The sequence below is a fragment of the Luteimonas sp. TWI662 genome (assembly GCF_039673825.1).
In the GTDB taxonomy this organism is placed as follows: Bacteria; Pseudomonadota; Gammaproteobacteria; order Xanthomonadales; family Xanthomonadaceae; genus Luteimonas.
In genome coordinates, this window is record NZ_JBDJMI010000027.1 from 1 (window position 1) to 19085 (window position 19085).

The 19085-nt window shown below is 68.5% G+C and carries 14 protein-coding genes; 12 read left to right on the top strand and 2 right to left on the bottom strand.

The window, feature by feature from the left end:
* Positions 1 to 342: 342 nt before the first annotated feature.
* The 12 genes from ABE488_RS15235 (at position 343) to ABE488_RS15290 (ending at position 16762) form a co-directional block, all read left to right on the top strand.
* Positions 343 to 2313 carry a serine hydrolase domain-containing protein gene (locus ABE488_RS15235; RefSeq protein ID WP_346442464.1) on the top strand — a complete coding sequence of 657 codons (1971 nt, stop codon included), beginning with the start codon at positions 343 to 345 and terminating at the stop codon, positions 2311 to 2313.
* 30 nt (positions 2314 to 2343) lie between these two features.
* Entirely contained in the window at positions 2344 to 3342 is a 999-nt protein-coding gene (locus ABE488_RS15240; RefSeq protein WP_346442462.1) for a dipeptide epimerase, read from the top strand.
* Positions 3339 to 5354: a serine hydrolase domain-containing protein gene (locus tag ABE488_RS15245; protein WP_346449232.1), complete on the top strand. Its 2016-nt coding sequence runs from the start codon at positions 3339 to 3341 to the stop codon at positions 5352 to 5354. The genes ABE488_RS15240 and ABE488_RS15245 overlap by 4 nt, the downstream gene beginning before the upstream one ends.
* A 19-nt stretch (positions 5355 to 5373) precedes the next feature.
* Entirely contained in the window at positions 5374 to 6675 is a 1302-nt protein-coding gene (locus ABE488_RS15250) for a peptide MFS transporter (protein WP_346442459.1), read from the top strand.
* A 183-nt stretch (positions 6676 to 6858) separates the two neighbouring features.
* Entirely contained in the window at positions 6859 to 8037 is a 1179-nt protein-coding gene (locus ABE488_RS15255) for a membrane dipeptidase (protein WP_346442458.1), read from the top strand.
* Positions 8038 to 8060: 23 nt separating this feature from the next.
* The gene (locus ABE488_RS15260) at positions 8061 to 10271 is read left to right on the top strand and encodes a TonB-dependent receptor (protein ID WP_346449233.1); all 2211 of its coding nucleotides are present in this window, start codon (positions 8061 to 8063) and stop codon (positions 10269 to 10271) included.
* A gap of 118 nt (positions 10272 to 10389) precedes the next feature.
* Entirely contained in the window at positions 10390 to 11433 is a 1044-nt protein-coding gene (locus tag ABE488_RS15265; protein ID WP_346449269.1) for a DUF1611 domain-containing protein, read from the top strand.
* Positions 11430 to 12431: a class A beta-lactamase gene (gene bla, locus ABE488_RS15270; protein WP_346449235.1), complete on the top strand. Its 1002-nt coding sequence runs from the start codon at positions 11430 to 11432 to the stop codon at positions 12429 to 12431. Before ABE488_RS15265 ends, bla begins: the two co-directional genes overlap by 4 nt.
* Complete coding sequence (locus ABE488_RS15275) at positions 12428 to 13576, top strand: hypothetical protein (RefSeq protein WP_346449236.1); 1149 nt, start codon at positions 12428 to 12430, stop codon at positions 13574 to 13576. Before bla ends, ABE488_RS15275 begins: the two co-directional genes overlap by 4 nt.
* 130 nt (positions 13577 to 13706) lie before the next feature.
* A complete protein-coding gene (gene dgcN / locus ABE488_RS15280) occupies positions 13707 to 14741 on the top strand; it encodes an N-acetyltransferase DgcN (protein WP_346449238.1) in 1035 nt (344 codons plus the stop codon).
* Positions 14726 to 15799 carry an N-acetyl-D-Glu racemase DgcA gene (gene dgcA / locus ABE488_RS15285; RefSeq protein ID WP_346449240.1) on the top strand — a complete coding sequence of 358 codons (1074 nt, stop codon included), beginning with the start codon at positions 14726 to 14728 and terminating at the stop codon, positions 15797 to 15799. Before dgcN ends, dgcA begins: the two co-directional genes overlap by 16 nt.
* Before the next feature lie 60 nt (positions 15800 to 15859).
* Entirely contained in the window at positions 15860 to 16762 is a 903-nt protein-coding gene (locus ABE488_RS15290; protein WP_346449241.1) for a LysR substrate-binding domain-containing protein, read from the top strand.
* On the opposite strand, the gene ABE488_RS15295 is transcribed toward ABE488_RS15290, so the two are convergent.
* Positions 16688 to 17686 (bottom strand): alpha/beta fold hydrolase, encoded by a 999-nt coding sequence (locus ABE488_RS15295; protein WP_346449243.1) that lies wholly within the window; start codon positions 17684 to 17686, stop codon positions 16688 to 16690. The two genes, ABE488_RS15290 and ABE488_RS15295, sit on opposite strands and share 75 nt — an antisense overlap.
* A complete protein-coding gene (locus ABE488_RS15300; RefSeq protein ID WP_346449245.1) occupies positions 17686 to 19083 on the bottom strand; it encodes a serine hydrolase domain-containing protein in 1398 nt (465 codons plus the stop codon). The genes ABE488_RS15295 and ABE488_RS15300 overlap by 1 nt, the downstream gene beginning before the upstream one ends.
* Positions 19084 to 19085 lie beyond the last annotated feature (2 nt).

Consider the following 19085-nt stretch of genomic DNA (forward strand, 5'->3'; position numbering starts at 1 on the left):
CAGCCTCTTGATCGTCTTCCGGTCGAACATCCCCTCACCCTTGCGCCCTGGAATCAGGCATCAAGCGTAACGGTGGCTGGCAAAGGACTCCCCGCTAATCTGCGAAGAACCGTTTTTTTTGCGACACGGCGCGCGGCGAGGGCCTTGTGCCCGCCCAACGTGCGTTGACCGGGCGGCGGCCGGCTCGGCGACGGATCGCGTTGGAAGCGGCCGTTCCGGACATCCCGCGACGCAAGGTTTGACATTTTTCCGATCAGGAATAATGTAGCCTGATTGAGATAATTTCGGCGGTGTCGGGCTGACCTGCATCGCCTCCGGATTTCCTGCGTCGAGGGTCATCGCATGCGTCTGTGGACGTGGCTTGTCGTGTTGTGCTGCGCCATCGCGGCGAGCTTCCCGGCCTTCGCACGGCAATCGGGGGGCGTGGCGAACGCGTCCCCGGCGGGCGCATCGTCATTGACCGAGGCCGATGTTGGCACTTGGCTGGACGGCTTCATGCCGTATGCGATCGAGCGCGGCGATATCGCCGGCGCGGTCGTCACGGTGGTCAAGGACGGCCGGATTCTGGTGCGCCGCGGCTACGGGTTCGCCGATGTCGAGCAGCGGATCCCGGTCGATCCCGACACCACCCTGTTCCGGGTGGCATCGGTCTCCAAGCTGTTCACCTGGACGGCGGTGATGCAGCTGGTCGAGGCAGGACAGCTGGACCTGGACGCGGACATCAACCGCTATCTGGACTTCGACGTGCCCGGACGCGGCGCACCGATCACGATGCGGCACCTGATGACGCATACGGCCGGGTTCGAAGCCAACATCAAGACCATGTGGACCAGCGAGGCCATCGCGCAGGCCGACGGGCTCGCGCTTGGCCCCTACCTCGCGCAGTGGGTTCCCAAGCGGATCTTCGCCCCCGGCACCGTGCCGGCGTACTCGAACTACGGCACCAGCCTGGCGGGCTACATTGTCGAGCGCATCTCAGGCCTGCCCTTCCCCGAGTACATCGAGCGCAGGATCTATGCGCCGCTGCGGATGGAGCACGCCAGCTTCCGGCAGCCGCTGCCGCCGGCGCTGCGCGCACGCGTGTCGCAGGGATACGCACGCGGCTCGGGCGCCGCGCGCGCATTCGAGGTCACGCCGTCCGTTCCAGCCGGCGGCATGTCGGCGAGCGGCGCGGACATGGCGCGTTTCATGATCGCCCACCTGTCGGCGGCCGGCGGCCACGACTCGCCGATCCTCCGGGCGTCGACCAGCGCGCAAATGCTGACCCCGCAGACGCGCTTCGCGCCGCCGTTGCACACGATGGCGCTGGGGTTCTACGAGATCGACGTCAACGGCCAACGCGTGGTCTCGCACGCCGGCGACACCTTCTCGTTCCACTCGCAGTTGTTCCTGTTCCGCGACCACGACGTGGGCCTGTTCGTGTCGCTCAACAGTGCAGGCGTCGGTGGCGTCACCGGTCCGATCCGCCGTGAACTGCTGGAGCGTTTCGCCGACCGCTACTTCCCCGCCGTCGCATCCGCGCCGGCGCCTGCCGTCGATGCGGCCGTGGCCGCCGACCAGGCGCGTCGCCTGGCGACGCCCGCCTATCGCGAATCCCGACGCAATGAGACAGGACTGGGACGGATCAGCGTCCTGTCGCAGCCGCGCCTGCAGGCGCTCGACGATGGCAGCCTGCGGTTCGAGCGCATGAAGCAGCCCAACGGGCAGCCGACGACGTTCAAGCCGGTCGGCCCCTGGCTGTGGCAGGCGACGCACAGCGAGGTGCGTCTGGCGGCGATCCTCGAGGACGGCCAGCCGGTCGGCTTCGCGGTCGACTCGGCGGCGCCATTCAATGTCTTCCTGCAGGTCGAAGGCTACCGCTCGGCGACCTGGCTCAAGCCGTTGCTGATCGGCGCGGTCGTCGTGCTGGTGCTGACCGTGCTGGCCTGGCCGATCGCGGCCATCGTCCGACGCCGCAATGGACGTCGCCTGGACTGGTCGCCGACGGCGTTGCACGCGTATCGCCTGAGCCGCGTGGCCTGCATCTGGATGCTGCTGATGCCGGCCGCCGGCCTGGCCGTGATGAGCTGGGGGGCGGCGGATTTCGCACGCTTCGACGACCGCCTCGACCCGGTCGTGATCCTGCTGGGCATCGGCAGCGTCATCGCCATCGTCGGCGGCATCGCCGCGACGGCCTGGCACCTGCTGCAGACCCTGCGCAGCCGACGCGGCGTGTTCGCAGTCCTTCGGGCCGCTCTGCTGCTGGTATCGGCCTGTGTGCTCGCCTACGTCCTGGTCCTGATGGGCCTGGCCGACTTCGCCCTCGATTACTGACCCCTCGCCGCACGACGGCTGGAGACCTCGATGAAACTGACCCTGCAGATCGACAAGCTGCGCATGCTCGCCCCGTTCCGGATCAGCGGCTATGTCTTCGAGCATGCGCCGGTACTGCGCGTGGAACTGGAAGACCAGGGCCACCGCGGCCGTGGCGAGGCCAGTGGCGTCTACTACCTCGACGACGCGCCCGAGCAAATGCTGGCGACGCTCGAAGGCCTGCGCAGCCAGATCGAGGCCGGCATCACCCGCGCCGACCTGCAGCAACTGCTGCCGCGCGGCGGCGCCCGCAATGCGCTCGACTGCGCCTTGTGGGATCTGGAGGCCAGCCGCGCAGGCAAGCCGGCATGGGCGCTGGCGGGCCTGCCGCAGGTCCGTCCGCTGCTCACCACCTGGACGCTCGGTGCCGACGATCCGGCGACGATGCAGTCGATCGCGATCAATCGGTATGCACCGGCCAAGGCGCTCAAGCTCAAACTCAGCGGCGAACTGGATATCGACAGCGAACGCGTCCGCGTGGTGCGTCAGGCGCGGCCGGATGTCTGGATCGGCGTGGACGCCAATCAGGGCTACACGATCGACGTGCTCGATGCGCTGATTCCTGTGCTGATGGACAACGACGTCAGTCTGCTCGAACAGCCGCTGCGACGCGGTCGCGAGGCCGATCTCAAGGGTTTCGCCAGGCCGCTGCCGTTCGCCGCCGACGAAAGCGTGCAGGACGTGTCCGAGATCGGAGCGCTCGAAGGCCTGTTCGACGTCATCAACATCAAGCTCGACAAGTCCGGTGGCCTGACCGAAGGCCTGGCGATGGTCGACAAGGCCCGCACGCTGGGTATGCAGGTGATGGTCGGCAACATGATGGGCAGCAGCTGGGCGATGGCGCCGGCCTTCATCGTCGGCCAGCACTGCGACGTGGTCGATCTCGACGGACCGCTGGTGCTGGCCGAAGACCGCGTGCCCGGCGTCCGCTACGACGACGGCCTGGTCCATTGCGACGACAGCGTCTGGGGAACAGGAGTCCAGGCATGACGGTGTCCAAACCCGGCCCCCGCCGCTGGCAGCGTGTCGCGTCCGGCCTGCTGCTCGCGAGCGCTGCACTGTGCATTCCGCTGCAGGCGCAGGTACCTGCGCCGGCGCAGGGATCGCCCGTTGCCGAAGCGCCCGCCGTCGCGCAGGACGCGTCCCCCGCAGGCGACGCCCCGCTCGATGCATCGCGCGTCGATACCTTCCTCGACGGCCTGGTGCCCTATCTGATGGCGCAGGGCGATCTCGCCGGCGCGGTGGTGACCGTGGTCGAGAACGGTCGCGTCGTCACCGAGCGCGGGTTCGGCTTCTCCGATGTCGACACGCGCACGCCGGTCGATCCGCGGACCACGCTGTTCCGCCCCGGTTCGATCTCCAAGCTGTTCGTCTGGACCGCAGTGATGCAGCTCGTCGAGCAGGGTCGTCTCGATCTCGACACCGACATCAACACCTATCTCGACTTCGAGGTCCCGTCCAAGGGCCAGCCGATCACGCTGCGCCAGGTGATGACGCATACCACGGGCCTGGAAGAACGCCTGCGCTATCTCATCGTGCTGGGGCCCGATCATCCGGCCACCGGCGAGCAGTACCTCAAAGAATGGGTGCCCGAGCAGATCTTCGCGCCCGGCACCAAGCCGGCGTACTCCAACTACGCCACCGGCGTTGCCGCCTACATCGTGGCCCGCATCAGCGGCCAGTCGTTCGAGGACTACGCCCAGGCGCACATTCTCGGCCCGTTGGGCATGCAGTACGCCAGCTTTCATCAACAACTGCCGGCCGCGCTGCTGCCACATGTCGCCAATGGCTACCGGCTCGGTTCCGGCAAGTCCTGGCCGGCAGAGAAGACCACTGCGCCCGGCATCGGTGGCCTGTACGCGTCGGGCGGGTCGATGGCGCGCTTCATGCTGGCGATGCTCAACCAGGGCGAACTCGACGGCCAGCGCATCCTGCGCTCCGACACCGTCGCGCAGATGCTGGCGCCGCAGCCGGCCTACCTGCCGCATCTGCCGCGGATGGCGCTGGGCTGGATGACCTCCGATACGGCCGGCTATGACACCCGTTCGCACGGTGGCACCACGCTGTTCTTCTATTCGTGGCTGTATCTGGTGCCCGAGCGCAACATGGGCCTGTTCGTGTCCACCAACAGCGCCGGCCGCGATGCCGCGGGTTCGGCGCTGCGTGCGCAGGTCTGGGAGCGTTTCGTCGCCGAGTTCCTGCCCCCGCGCCCGATCGTGGCGGCCGGTCCGGGCGTCGATGCCGACACCGCCCGCACGCACGCGGCCGCGCTGGCGGCTGTGAACTGGCAGAGCACGCGCCGCTCCGACAGCTCCTATCTGCGCGTGATGAACCTGTTGTCGCCGGTGCGGGTGCATCCGCAGGACGACGGCACGATCACCGTCGATGGCCAGAAGGGGCTCAATGGCCAGTTGCTGCGGTGGCGGGAAGTGGCGCCGTGGCTGTGGCAGGAAGAGAACGGCCGCGGCCTGCTCGAAGTGAAGCTCGAGGACGACAAGCCGGTCTACTTCTCGGCCGGTCCTTTCGCCTCGGTGTTCGGCTACGAGCCTTTCCCGGCCTGGCGCTCGCCCGGCTGGCTGCGCCCTGCACTGCTGGTGTCGCTGGCGCTGCTGCTGCTCTCGGCGGTCCTGCGCGTCGGTGGCGTGTTCGTGCGGCGTCATTACGGCGTAGCGGCACCTGTCCAAGCCCGTGGCCTGCGCTGGACGCAGACACTGTCGATCACCGTGCTGCTGGCAGGCGTCCTCGCATGGGGGCTGTATGCCACAGCGATATCGGCACCGGGCGGCGTGGCGGACTATCGCGACCTGCCACTGCTGCTGGTGCAAGCGCTGTCGTGGCTGGGTGTGGTGGCCGCGCTGGCCCTGGTCTGGGTCGCGGTCCGCAAGCCCGCGACGTGGCCGCGCGTGCGTCGCTTCGGCAGTTGGGTCGTGGCGCTGGCCGGGCTGGCCGTGGCCTTCGCCAGCTGGACGCAGGGTCTGCTGACCACCGGCGTGCAGTTGTAGGCGGCAGCGGGGATCGACCATGCGCAGCGGCAGCGAGTCCCCGCGGTCCTGGTTCGGGCAACCGCCCGGCCTGACCATCCTGTTCTTGACCGAAATGTGGGAGAAGTTCTCCTACTTCGGGATGCGGGCGCTGCTGGTTTACTACATGACCAAGCAGCTGCTGTTCTCCCAGCAGCAGGCCTCGCTGGTCTACGGCCTGTACACCGCGCTGGCGTATCTGACGCCCGTCTTCGGCGGGCTGATCGCGGACCGCTGGCTGGGCAAGCGACGTGCGGTGATCGTGGGCGGCGCGGTGATGGCGTTGGGCCACTTCCTGATGGCCTTCGACGCCCTGCTGTATCCGGCGCTATTGGCGATCGTGCTCGGCAACGGCCTGTTCCTGCCGACCCTGCCCGGCCAGGTCGGCGACCTGTATCGGCGCGAGGACCCGCGCCGCGGCTCGGCGTTCAACGTCTACTACGTCGGCATCAACCTGGGGGCGTTTCTCGCCCCGCTGGTCTGCGGCACCCTCGGCGAGGTCTACGGCTGGCATGTGGGCTTCGCCGCGGCCGGCATCGGCATGCTGCTCGGCCTGGCGATCTACATTGGCGGGCGCCGGCATCTGCCGCCCGATCCGCCGCGCAGTGTCGGCACGGCCTTGCCGCTGTCGGCGCTGTGGCAGCCGGCGTATCGCCCGTTGTTGCAACTGATGGGGATGATCGCCGGGCTGGTGGTGGTGTTCCGGCTGGCCTACGAGCAGATCGGCAACACCATCGCGATCTGGCTCGACACCGGCGTCGACCGCGCGGTGACCGCGGACTTCACCGTTCCGATGACCTGGTTCTTCTCGCTCAATCCGCTGCTGGTGTTCCTGATCACGCCGTGGCTGGTGCGGGCTTGGACCCGGCAGGCCCGTCTGGGGCGCGAACCGCCGCCCTTGACCAAGATGGCGATTGGCGCTGCCATGGTCGGTGGCGCGTTCGCGCTTGTCGCGGTGCTGGGCGGCACCCCGGCCACTCAGGTCGGCTGGCTGTGGGCCGCCCTGTTCTTTGTGATGTTCACGCTCGGTGAGCTGTTCATCCTGCCCGTCGGGCTGGGCCTGTTCGCACGTCTGGCGCCAGCCGGCTTCGGCGCGACGATCATCGCCGCATGGTTCCTCGCATCGTTCGGCGGCAATCTGCTGGCGGGCGCGGCCGGCACGCTGTGGTCGCGCCTGTCGGTCCATGCCTTCTTCGCGGCGATGGCGGGCGTCTGCGTTGTCGTCGCGCTCTCGCTATGGCGTCTGGAACGGCGCGCGCGCCCGCTGCTCGCCGCTGACGCCAACGACGACGCGCGGGTCTAGCCCCCCGCGGTCCTTGCCCCCCACCGCACCGCGTCGGCGTGCTGTGCGCCGTGCGGTCGCCCCCGGATGGCGACGCGCCTGATGCTGCAATGCAGCGCATTTTCGGGACAATGCGTCCGATATTCCTTGACAATTCTCTGATCAGGATAAATATTGCCGTAACGGGATTCTCGGAAGATGGCCATGTCCACCACACCGCACGCCCCTGTCCTGACCCGCCGACGTCTGCTCGGTGGCGTGGCCGCCCTGGCTGCGGGCGCGATCGCGTTTCCCGCCATCGCGCGCGGCCGCCATGCGGTCATCCCCGGCGTGGCGACCGACTACTCCACCCGAGCAGTCGATCTCGTCCGCGAGTCCCTGGTCATCGACATGCTCGGCGTGATCAAGATCGATTTTCGCCCCGAGTATCCGGCCATCCGCATCAGCGACCAGGACGCAGCCGACATGCGGGCCAGCGGCATCACCGCCCTGCATCACGCCATCGGCCTCGGCGGTCCGGACGCGTTCCAGGAGACGCTCGCCTACATGGCCGCATGGAACGGCTTCGTCGGCCGGAACGGGCACGTCTTCACGCTGGTCGGCGAGGCGGAAGACCTCGACCGTGCCAAGGCCGACGGCAAGGTGGCGGTGATGATCGGTGTCCAGAACGCCGAACACTTCCGCACCCCGGACGATGTCGCCCTGTTCTACCGCCTGGGCATGCGCTGCGCCCAGCTCACCTACAACGCGCAGAACCTGCTCGGGTCGGGCGCCACCGACCGGGTCGATGGCGGCGTCAGCGATTTCGGCGTGCAGATCATCGAAGCGATGAACGCGTCCGGCATGCTGATCGACGTCTCCCATTGCGGCGATCGCACCACGCTCGACGCGATCGAGCTGTCGCCGCGCCCGGTCGCGATCACCCATTCCAATTGCCGGGCGCTCAACGACCATCCGCGGGTCAAGACCGACGAGGCGATCCGCAAGCTCGCCGCCAAGGGCGGGGTCATGGGCATCACCGGTGTGCGCATGTTCGTGCGTGACCGCGAGCCCACGACGATCGAACACATGGTCGATCACATCGACCATGTCGTGAAGCTGGTGGGCATCGACCATGTCGGCATCGGGTCGGATGCCGACCTGCACGGCTACGACGACATGCCCAGCGACCAGTTGGCGGCGCTGCGCGCCAGCTACAAGGCCAGCTACGCGTTTCGCGAGCGTATCGACACCGACGGCTTCGACCATCCCCGCAAGACCTACGACCTCGTCGAGGTCCTGATCCGTCGCGGCTACAGCGACGGGCACATCCGCCAGATCCTCGGCGGCAACTTCCGGCGTCTGCTCGGCCAGACCTGGAAACCGATCGTTCTTCCCACCTGATCACGTCCATTGCGGAGCCCGGCATGCGCACGATGAAACGTTCGATTCTCGCCTCCACGCTGGCCATGTGTTGTGCCGGCCAGATCCCCCAGGCGTTCGCGCAGGACGCCGACAGCGACACCGGCCGCAAGGCGCCCGACGCCGTGGAACTCGACCGCGTGGTCGCCACCGCGCAAAAGCGCAGCGAGAACGTCATGGAGGTGGCCTCGGGGGTCAGCGTGATCAGCGAGGAACGCCTCGAAGCGTTCGGCGCGACGCGGCTCAACGACTTCGCGGCCTATGTGCCGGGCTTCCAGGTCGACAGCGGCGGCGCGCCCGGGCAGACCGCGATGGCCCTGCGCGGCGTGGCCCCGCTGGGCGGCGGCTCGATCATCGGGACCTACATCGACGACACGCCCATCGGCCCCAGCACCAACAAGCAGCGTGCGACGACCTACGCGCTCGACCTGCTGCCCTACGACATCCAGAGCGTGGAGGTGCTCCGCGGTCCGCAGGGCACACTGTATGGCGCCGGGGCGATGGGCGGGTTGTTCAAGTACATCACCAAGGCGGCCGATCCGGATGCGATCGAGTTCCGCGCCGGCATGGACGTCAACACCACCAGCGAAGCCGGTGACCTGGGCACGGGCCTGCGCGCGGCGATCAACGCGCCGATCGTCGAGGGGCGGGTCGGCCTGCGCGCCAGCTTCTCCAGGCAGGTGACGCCGGGCTACGTGGACCAGCCCGATCTCACCGGCGACGACGCCAAGGACAGCAACGGTTATTCGCAGCTCGCCTCGCGCGTGGCGCTGACCTGGCGCCTCACCGACCACGTGAACCTGCGCCTGCAGACGCTGCACCAGTTGGTCGACGCCGACAACACCGGGCAGGTCGGTCTCACCCCTACGACGCTGGCGCCGTTGCGCGGCGAGCTCGACGGCATCCTGTTCCGTCCCACGCCCTATCGCATGGAGACCAACTACCACTCCGCGATCCTGGACTGGGACCTGGGCAACCTCGACTTCGTGTCGGCGACCAGTTTCTCCGAGACCCGGATGGACGAGACCCAGGACGCCACGCTGGTCTACGGCGTTGCCTGGCCGCTGCTGACCGGGGGCGCGGTGCCGGCCGGTCAGGCGCAATTCGACGTGTTCCTGGGCAACCGCAAGTGGACCCAGGAGTTCCGGCTCAGTTCCAAGGCCGACGACCGCTTCGAATGGCTGGTCGGCACCTTCCTCACCGGCGAGAAGCACGGCAACCGTCAGAAAGTCAGCCCCTACGACAGCAACGGCAATCCGCTGCCGTTCGAGGCCGCGTCGGGCACCCTGCCCGGCCGTTACGATGAGCAGGCGCTGTTCGCCGATGCGACCTACAAGTTCAGTCCGCGCTTCGACGTGTCGGCCGGCGTGCGCTACGCCCGCAACGAACAGGACTTCGAGCAGCACACCACCGGTGCGCTCTATGGCGGCACGCTCGACCTGGTCGATTCGATCGACGAGAACGTGTTCACCTGGAAACTCGCCTCCCGCTGGCATCTCGACGACCGGTCGATGCTCTATGCGCGCTATGCGACGGGCTACCGGCCCGGCGGCCCGAACGTCTCGGTGACGGGCTCGGTGCCGATGACGCGCTCCGACACGCTGGGCAACTTCGAGCTGGGCTACAAGTCGCACTTCTGGGACCGGCGCGCGATGCTCGACGTGGCGGTGTTCCGTATCGACTGGGACGACATCCAGTTGCGCGAGACCGTCAACGGCATTTCGCGGATGGGCAACGCCGGCAGCGCGAAAAGCCAGGGCCTGGAACTTGCGGCGCTGGTCCGCGCGACCGAGCGGATCACCGTCGGGTTGAACGCCGCCTACACCGATTCCGAACTGGGCGACGTGCCGCCCGCCAGCGGCCTGACCTCGGGCAGCCGCATGCCGCTGACGCCGCGCCTGAGCTGGTCGAGCACCATCGACTACGACTTCGAGGCCGGGCCGCATTGGCACGGGCGCGTCGGCGGCGGCTTCCGCTTCACCGGCAACCGGGTCGGCATCGGCGGCTACGAGATCGAGAGCTACCGCGCCGTCGACCTCCACGCCGAGCTGACCAATCTGCGTTGGACCGCGCGTCTGTACGCCCGCAATCTGACCGACGAGCGCTCCTACGTGTCCACCGGACTCGTGCGCGATGTGTTCAACCGCGACGTTGCGGTGGTCGGCGTGCCGCTGCAACCGCGCACGGTCGGCGTGTCGATCGACTACCGCTTCTGAGGTCCGCTGCGCGCTAGGTCCCACCGATGCGTGCAGCCCCTCCCCCCTCCTGCCTCTACAGGCGCGTCCTCGTGCCTGCTCTCCCCTGCTGTCCACGCCCCACTGGAGCTTGACCTTGATGACACCTTCTTCGAACGGCGCGGCGCACGCGGTCATCGCGTTGCCGCAGCCGTACCTGCTGTTTCTCGGCGATGTGACCGAACCGGGCTTTGCCAAGACCGCGATCGGTCTGCGCGACTGGGCGCCGGAACACTGCGTCGGCGAGTGGGCCCTGCCCGCAGCAACCGTCAGTACCGGCCTGCCGTCGATGACGCCTGCACAGGCCTACGCCGCCGGTGCACGCGCGCTGGTGATCGGTATCGCCAACCAGGGCGGCACGATCCTGCCGAGCTGGATCCCGTCGCTGCTCGAGGCCATGGAGCAGGGCCTGGACCTGGTCAGCGGCATGCACCAGGTGCTCGCCCACATTCCGGAACTGGCCGAGGCCGCGGTCCGGCTCGACCGCCGCCTGATCAGCGTGCGCGTGCCGCCGCCGGGCATTCCGGTCGCCAATGGCCGCAAGCGCAGCGGCAAGCGGGTGCTGACGGTCGGCACCGACTGCGCCCTGGGCAAGAAGTACACCGCGCTGGGGCTGGTCAAGGGCCTGCGCGCGCGCGGCGTCGATGCCGATTTCCGCGCCACCGGGCAGACCGGCATCCTGATCGCCGGGGGCGGCTTGCCGATGGATGCGATGGTCGCGGACTTCTCGGCCGGCGCCGCCGAACAGCTCAGTCCAGACGCCGCGCATGACCATTGGGACGTGATCGAAGGACAGGGTTCGTTGTTTCATCCCGCCTATGCCGGCGTGACCCTGGGACTGCTGCATGGCAGTCAGCCAGACGTGTTCGTCGTCTGCCACCAACCCGGGCGTGCCCACGTGCTCGGGTACCCCGACTATCCCCTGCCCTCGATCGAGGACGTGATCGACCTGACGGTGCGTCTGGGCAGCCGCACCAACCCGGCGATCCGCTGTGTGGGGGTCAGTCTGAACACGCATGGCATGAGTCCGGAGGCCGCATTGGCGGCCTGCGCTGAAGTGACCTCGCGTCTGGGTCTGCCTGCGGGCGATCCGATGCGCGCTGAAACCGGTTTTGAACACGTCGTAGAGGCTTGCATCGCATGAAGAGTCTGAAGAACACCCTCGTCCTCGGTCTGGCCTTCGCGCTGGGCGCCGTCCCGCTGTCGGCATCGGCCGACAGCCGCGTGGTCGAGAAGGAAATCGAACGTCTGGCCTCGTCCATCGATGGCACCGTCGGCGTCTCGGCATGGCGACTGGACGGGACCGGCACGCCGGTGCACCTCAACGCCGATCAGCGCTACCCGATGGCGAGCACGTTCAAGATCGCGGTCGCTGCGGCGATCCTGGCCAAGGTCGATGCTGGCGAGCTGGCACTGGACACGCTGGTCGCTGTGGAACCGGAGAAGTACGTCGATTCGCTGGTGATCGCCGAGCATTTCATCCATCCCGGCGTCAGCCTGTCGATCCATAACCTGATCGAAGTGATGATGACCAACAGCGACAACACTGCGACCGACGTGTTGGTCGAGCAGGCCGGCGGGCCCGCGGCGGTGACTGCCTGGTTGCGGGGTCAGGGCATCGAAGACCAGCGTCTGGATCGCGACACCCGCACGCTGCTCAGGGAGTTCTACGGCGTCGACACCCGCGGTCTGAGCAAGGCCGACGTGGTGGAACTGGTCAAGGCCAACCCCGAACTGGCCACGCGCGGCGCGGGTGCGTATGCCCCCTACGACAACGACCCGCGCGACACCTCCACACCGCCGGCGATGGCCACGCTGCTGCAGCGCATCTTCAGCGGCCAGGCACTGAGCGAAGCGAGCACACGCGTGCTGACCAGCGTGATGGAACGCTGCCGGACCTGCGATGCGCGTCTGCGCGGCCGCATGCCACCAGGCACCGTGGTCGCCGACAAAAGCGGCACCGTCGGCGGCACGGTCAACGACGTCGGCGTGGTCACCCTGCCGGACGGCAACCAGTTCGTCATCGCCGCGTTCGTCAAGGCCAGCAACGCGCCCCGGCCGGAACGCGAACGCGTGATTGCCGAAATCGCACGCACCGTCCGCGACTTCTACCTGTTCGAATCGGCGGACGCCGCACGATGACGACGCAGGCCAGCCGGTTCCAGCGCTATCTGTTACCGGGCCTGGCCTTCAAGTCGGCGGTCATCGGCGGCGGCTACGCCACCGGGCGCGAACTGGCGGAGTTCTTCCTGCCTTCGGGCCCATGGGGCGGGCTGGCCGCCATGACCCTGTCGATGGTCGTGTGGAGCGTCGTATGCATATTGACCTTCCTTCTGGCGCGGGAGATCCGCGCCTACGACTACCGCAGTTTCTTCCGGCATCTGCTCGGCCGTGGTTGGTGGACGTTCGAAGTCGCCTATCTGGCTCTGATCGTCGTCGTGCTGGCGGTGTTCGGGGCGGCGGCCGGTGAACTGGCCGCCACCATGTTCGACTGGCCGCGCCTGGTCGGCACGCTGCTGCTGGTGGTGGTGATCACGGCCGTCGTGCAGGCCGGCACGACGGCCGTCGAGCGGCTGTTCAAGCTGATGTCGCTGTTCATGTACGTGGTCTACGCGCTGGCGGCGTGTCTGATCCTGTTGCGCTTCGGCGATGGTTCGATGGCACGCATGTCCGGCAGCAGTGGCCTCGGCCCGCATTGGGCACTCGATGGGCTGACCTACGCCGGGTACAACGTGTTCGCAGCGGTCTCGACCCTGATCGTCGTCAGGCACCTGCTGCGTCGGCGCGATGCCGTCGTTGCCGGTGCACTCGCCGGACCGCTGGCGATCGTGCCGGCGATGGTGTTCTACGTCTGCATGCTGGCCTTCCTGCCCGACATCGCCGACGCGCCGCTGCCGTCGGACATGATGCTCGGCAAGCTGGAGTTGCCGTGGTTCCAGTGGCTGTTCCGTCTGATGATTCTGGTCGCCCTGGTGGAGACGGGTGTGGCGTTGATGGCATCGGTCGATGCGCGCTTGCGTATCAACTGGCGCGAGCGCACCGGCACCGAACCCGGCCCGGGCCTGCGCACGGCGATCATCGCCGCGATCCTGCTCGGCGCGGTGTTCATGGCCGACGCGATCGGACTCGTCGCGCTCATTGCGCAGGGCTACCGCCTGCTGGCCTACGCGATTCTGGCGACCTATGTCGTGCCCCTGCTGCTGTACGCGTTGACGCAGCTCTGGAGGCGTCGCGGCGATGCATTCGAGCCATCTGCCGCGCCGCCGACCGCGCCGGATGCGGGCTGATCGGGATGGCCCGTCGTCACCAACCCATAATCCCTGGCTATAGACCGGCGGCGTGAATTCAATAGCCCGGCCAGGACGCGCCATCGAAGATGGAGGCCGTCCGGTGTTGGCCAGCAAGCCCAGGTCCCGCATGTCGCCCGATCCCGAAGCCCCCGCGCTGTGGCCGCCGCCCTTCCTGCTCTATCTGGGCGATGCGCAGGATGCACTCGCGGCCAAGACCGCGCGCGGCCTGGCCCAGTTCCGTCCGCAGTGGTGCCGGGCCCAGTTCCGCGGACCGCAATGCCGCACCAGCGTGGACCTGCCGGACATGGGCGTCGTCGCCGCCCGGGCCGCCGGCATCAACACCATGGTCGTGGGCGTCGCCAATGCCGGCGGCCGGCTCGGACCGGCGATCGTCGCCGATGTCATTGCCGCGCTGGATGCCGGCCTCAACGTGGCATCGGGCCTGCACGAGCGGCTCACCGCGCATCCGTCGATCGTCGAAGCCGCGCGGCGCAACGGCCGTCATCTGTTCGATGCACGCACGCCGCCCGCGGTCCCGGTCGGCACCGGTCTGAGACGCGCGGGCCTGCGTCTGCTGACGGTCGGCACCGATTGCTCCAGCGGCAAGATGTACACCGCGCTCGCGCTCGCACAGGCGCTGCGCGCACGCGGTAGGCGCGCCGACTTCCGCGCGACCGGCCAAACCGGCATCTTCATCGCCGGTGGCGGATTGCCGCTCGATGCACTGGTCGCGGACTTCATCTCCGGTGGCGTCGAGTGGCTGTCCCCGGCACGCACCGATGGGGGCTGGGACGTCATCGAGGGCCAGGGGTCGCTGTTCCACGCGTCCTTTGCCGGTGTGTCGCTGGGGCTGCTCCATGGCGCCCAGGCCGACGCCCTCGTGCTGTGCCACGCACCGGGGCGCACGCATATGCGCGGGCTGCCGCATTACCCGCTGCCCGACCTGCGCACCACGTTGGACGCGAACCTCGCAGCCGCACGCCTGACCAATCCCGCTGTGCAGGCGGTCGGGATCGCCCTCAATACCTGCGACCTGCCCGATGCCGACGCGCTGCGTCTGTGCCGAGAGATCGAGCAGGCGTTCGGACTTCCCACGCAGGACCCCCTGCGCCACGGCACTGACGCCATCATCGACAGGATCCACGCATGCTTCCCTGGTTGAGCGCCGTCCCGCGCTCGTGGCCGCTGGCCACACCGTTCCGCATCTCGCGCGGCTTGCGCACCACGGCCGAGGTGGTCGAAGTCCATATCCGCGACGGCGGCCGCATCGGACGCGGCGAATCGACGCCCTATGCACGCTATGGCGAGACGATCGACTCGGTGATCGCGCAGGTCGAAACACTCGCCCGCCTCCCATCGGCCGCGCTCGACCGTGCGCAGTTGCAGCGGATGCTACCGGCCGGTGCGGCGCGCAATGCCGTCGATAGCGCGTTGTGGGATCTGGAATCGCAGCGCCGCGGTGTGCCGGTCTCGACGCTGCTCGGGCAGACCGATCTGCCCTGCCTGCCGACCGCCCAGACCATCGGTCTGGACACGGCCGAGCGCATGGCCGAAGCGGCGCGCGGCCATGCGCATCTCGACCTGCTCAAGATCAAGGTCGGTGCAGACGATCCGGCGCGCTTGATCCAGGCCGTCCGCGATGCCGCGCCGCAGGCCCGCCTGATGGTCGACCCCAACGAAAGCTGGACGATCGACCTGCTGCAGGCCATGCAGCCGCTGCTGGCGGCCACGCGCGTGGAACTGGTCGAACAGCCCTTGCCGGCAGGCGAGGACGAACGCCTGCGTGGCTTCCAGTCGGCAACCCTGCTGTGCGCGGACGAGTCGTGCCATGTCGCCGAGGACCTGCCGCGCCTGCAGGACCTCTATGGCGTGGTCAACATCAAGCTCGACAAGACCGGCGGCCTGACCGGTGCGCTGACGCTGCTGGATGCCGCGCGCGCGCAGGGCTTCGAGATCATGGTCGGTTGCATGGGCTGTTCGTCGCTGGCGATCGCACCGGCGCTGCATGTCGGCCGGCACGCGCATTTCGTGGACCTGGACGGCCCGCTGTGGTTGCGCGACGATCACCCCGGTGGCGTGCACCTGGTCGGCGGCCTGCTGCAGCCACCCGCGTCCATGTTGTGGGGCGGCGGCGGCCGCATCGAGGTCGAGGACCGGACGCCCACGCCGATCGCCCCGGCGCAGCCGCCCAGGGTGGCGCCCTCCCCGCTGACCGCCTGAGCCGCCACGGCCGGCCGCACCGATCCGAACGGTGGGCCGATCGCAATCCCGGAGCCGACCATGCGTTTCCGCCAGATCGAAGTCTTCCATGCGATCTACACCACCGGTTCGATCAGCGGCGCCGCGCGCACCCTGCACGTCTCGCAGCCGGCGCTGAGCAAGGTGCTGGCGCACACCGAGCAGCAGCTCGGCATGGCGCTGTTCCGGCGTGTGCGCGGCCGTCTGGTGCCGACCGATGAAGCGCATGCGCTGGCCAACGAAGCGGCGGAAGTCTTCCGGCGCCTGACCTCGCTGCAGAAGACCGCCAGCAACCTGCGCTTCATGACCGATGGCCACATCCGCCTTGCGGTGGTGCCATCGCTTGGCCTGCAGGTGGCACCGTTGGCGATTGCCCGATTCCGCACGCGCTATCCGCACACCACCTTCGAAGTGCAGACCCTGCACCACGACGACCTGTTCCGTGCGCTCTACGAGCGCAGTTGCGACATCGCCATCGGCTACGACGCGCCCACCCATCCACGGCTCAAGCGTCGCGACCTCACCGACGGCGAGCTGGTGCTGATGTTCCGCGAGGCGGACATGCCCGACGTCGGCGCGCGGATTGCATTGCAAGCCCTGCAGGACCGCGAGCTGCTCGGCATGACGACCGGCGGCCCGCTGGGCGATCTGTTCAATCGCGAGCTGCAGCGCCTGCAGGTGCGCGTGCGCGAAGTCGTCTCCAACCAGACCTTCTACATCGCCGCCGGGCTGACCCGGTGCGGCGCGGGCATGTCGATCGTCGACGAGTTCACCGCCCAGGCCTTCGCCGCCCCCGGGCTTGCATGGCGGCCGCTGTCTCCGGCCCTCGGCTTCAAGGTGCAGTGCATGTTCCTCGAAGAGCGTCCGCCATCACGGCTGATCGAGGGGTTCCTCAAGCAGTTCTCGATCGCGCTGGAGGGGCGCGGCCCTCCGCCCGGCCTCTGAGTCGCCGTGCGGCGCCCCGGCGCCGTCCTGCGCAGGCAAGGCATCGACGAATGCGCCGACCAGCCTGACGAAGCGCGCGGGGTCCTGCGTATGCAGGAAGTGCGAGCTGCCTTCGAAGGTGATCTGCTGGGCGCCATAGCGCGACGCCAGCCCACGTTGGCTGTCGAGCCAGACCTCCAGGACATCGTCGCCGAGCCGCAGCACGCCGGCCGACAACACCAGTGCGGGGACACCGGAGACAGGTTCGAGGCTGCGCACCTGCGCCTCGCTGGCCTGCAGCGCGGTGAATTCGCGCGCCTGGATCGGCGCGAGCTTGAGCAGGGGCGCCACCCACCACGGATCGGCACACCGCGACTCGCCCAGTGCATCCAGGCAGCGCAGCATGAAATCGGCGGCGCGGGCATCGTCGAACACCAGACCGGCGATCTGATCGGGATAGCGCGCGGCGTAGGCCTCGGCCACCAGGCCACCGAGCGAATGGCCGACCAGCACATACGGCGGCGCGATCTGCGTCGTCTCGAGCAGCCCGTGCAGTTCGTCGGCCATCGTCACCACATCGCGCGGTCCCGGCGGTGCGGCATCGCTCTCGCAGTAGCCCAGTCTGTCGTAGGTGAACACACGACCATGTCGCAGCAGTCCCTCGAGCACCGACGCCCAAGTTGCCTGGCCGCTGCCCAGACCCGTGATCATGACCAGCGTCGGACGTCGGTCGTCCGGATCGCCGCTGATGGACCAGCGCATGCGCAGACCATCGACATCGGCGTTGCGCAACGTCGCCGCGAACGGCAGCGAGGCACTGCAGCTGCCTTTGCGGATCTGCAGGTGCAAGGTGAGCACCGCGCCGACCAGCAGCAAGGCCCCGACCGCCAGCAGGATCCGCAGCCAACGCCGGCGACGGCGCGGGGGCTTGGGGGGATTGGTCATCAGTGAGGACTCCGCTGCAGGGACAGTGTGCTGCTGTTGATCGAGACCTCGAGCGTGGCGCCGCCAGGCGGGATGCGCAGGCGGATCGGCCGCACCGGGTCCTCGGCGATGAAGCCGCCACTGCTGTCGCGCCGGAACATCTGCATCGTGCCGTCGGCAGGCGTCAGCGCCGAGAAGATCCGCACCGCAAGCCGATCGCCTTCGGGTGCGGGCACGCGGTAGCGCAGGCCGAGCGCAGCATCGACGTACTCGCCCGGATGCACCGCGGCCACTGCCGGTTCGGTCCACAGACCGGCGGGCACAAGCGCCGCAGCAATCGCATCGGCACGCGGAATCGGGTCTTGGTCGCCGCGGTTGCACAGCACCGCGACGCCCAGCCTGTGCTCGGGCAGCCGCAGGTACTGCAGGCGGAAGGCTTCGGCCGCGCCCGCGTGCTCGATGACGCGCTGGCCGTTGCGCTCGCCCACGCGCAGCCCCCCCGCATAGCCCAGCCCGTCCGGGACGCCGGCAAAGCCACCGTCGGACAGCTGCGCCGGCGTCCACATGATCTCGCGCACCGCATCGGTCCACACTCGATGGCCGACCTCGATGTCGTACTCGTAGCGGGCCAGATCCTTCGCAGTGAGCATCAGCCCGCCCGAGCCGCCGATCAGCGGATAGGTGTCGCGCACCTGGAACCCGCCCTTGGCAGGCACGTATCCGTGGGCGACGGCGGCACCCGTCGGGCGTTGCCCGGCGAGGAAGAACGCATCGCGCATGCCCAGCGGCTCGAAGATGTGCCTGCGGACATACTCGGCGAAGGGCAAGCCGGTGGTGCGCGCCACGATCTCGGCCAGCAGCAGGTAGCCGCCGTTGGAGTACTCGAAGCGTGTCCCCGGCGCGAACGCGGTGTCCGGGCGCGCGGTCACCAGCCCGACCGCGCCTGCCTGGTCGAGGACGCCCCAGTCCGAGACGCCGGCCATCGCCGCGAGCATCAGCCAGTCCGGCAGGCCGGACGTGTGATGCATCAGCATCCGCGGCGTGATCGTGCCCCACTGGCCCGGAAGTTCGGGGATGTATTGCCGCACATCCCCGTCCAACTCGATCGTGCCGGCCGCCGCCAGTTGCGCGACCGCCAGTGCGGTGAACTGCTTGGACACCGAGGCCGCGTAGAACAGCGTGTCACCGTCGATCGGGCGACCGCGATCGAGATCGGCCAGACCCGCGGACGCCGCCAGGATCACCTGCCCTGCGCGCGAGGCGGTGATCGCACACCCGGGCCCGTCCGCCGCGATGCCGTCGACGGCCACTGCCGTCGCCGGCGATGGCTCGGCCGACTGCACCTGGCATACCAACAGCAGCCAGGGCAGCGACCACGACAAGGACTTCAGGACCCGCGCGCGCGATGGAACGGGCATGG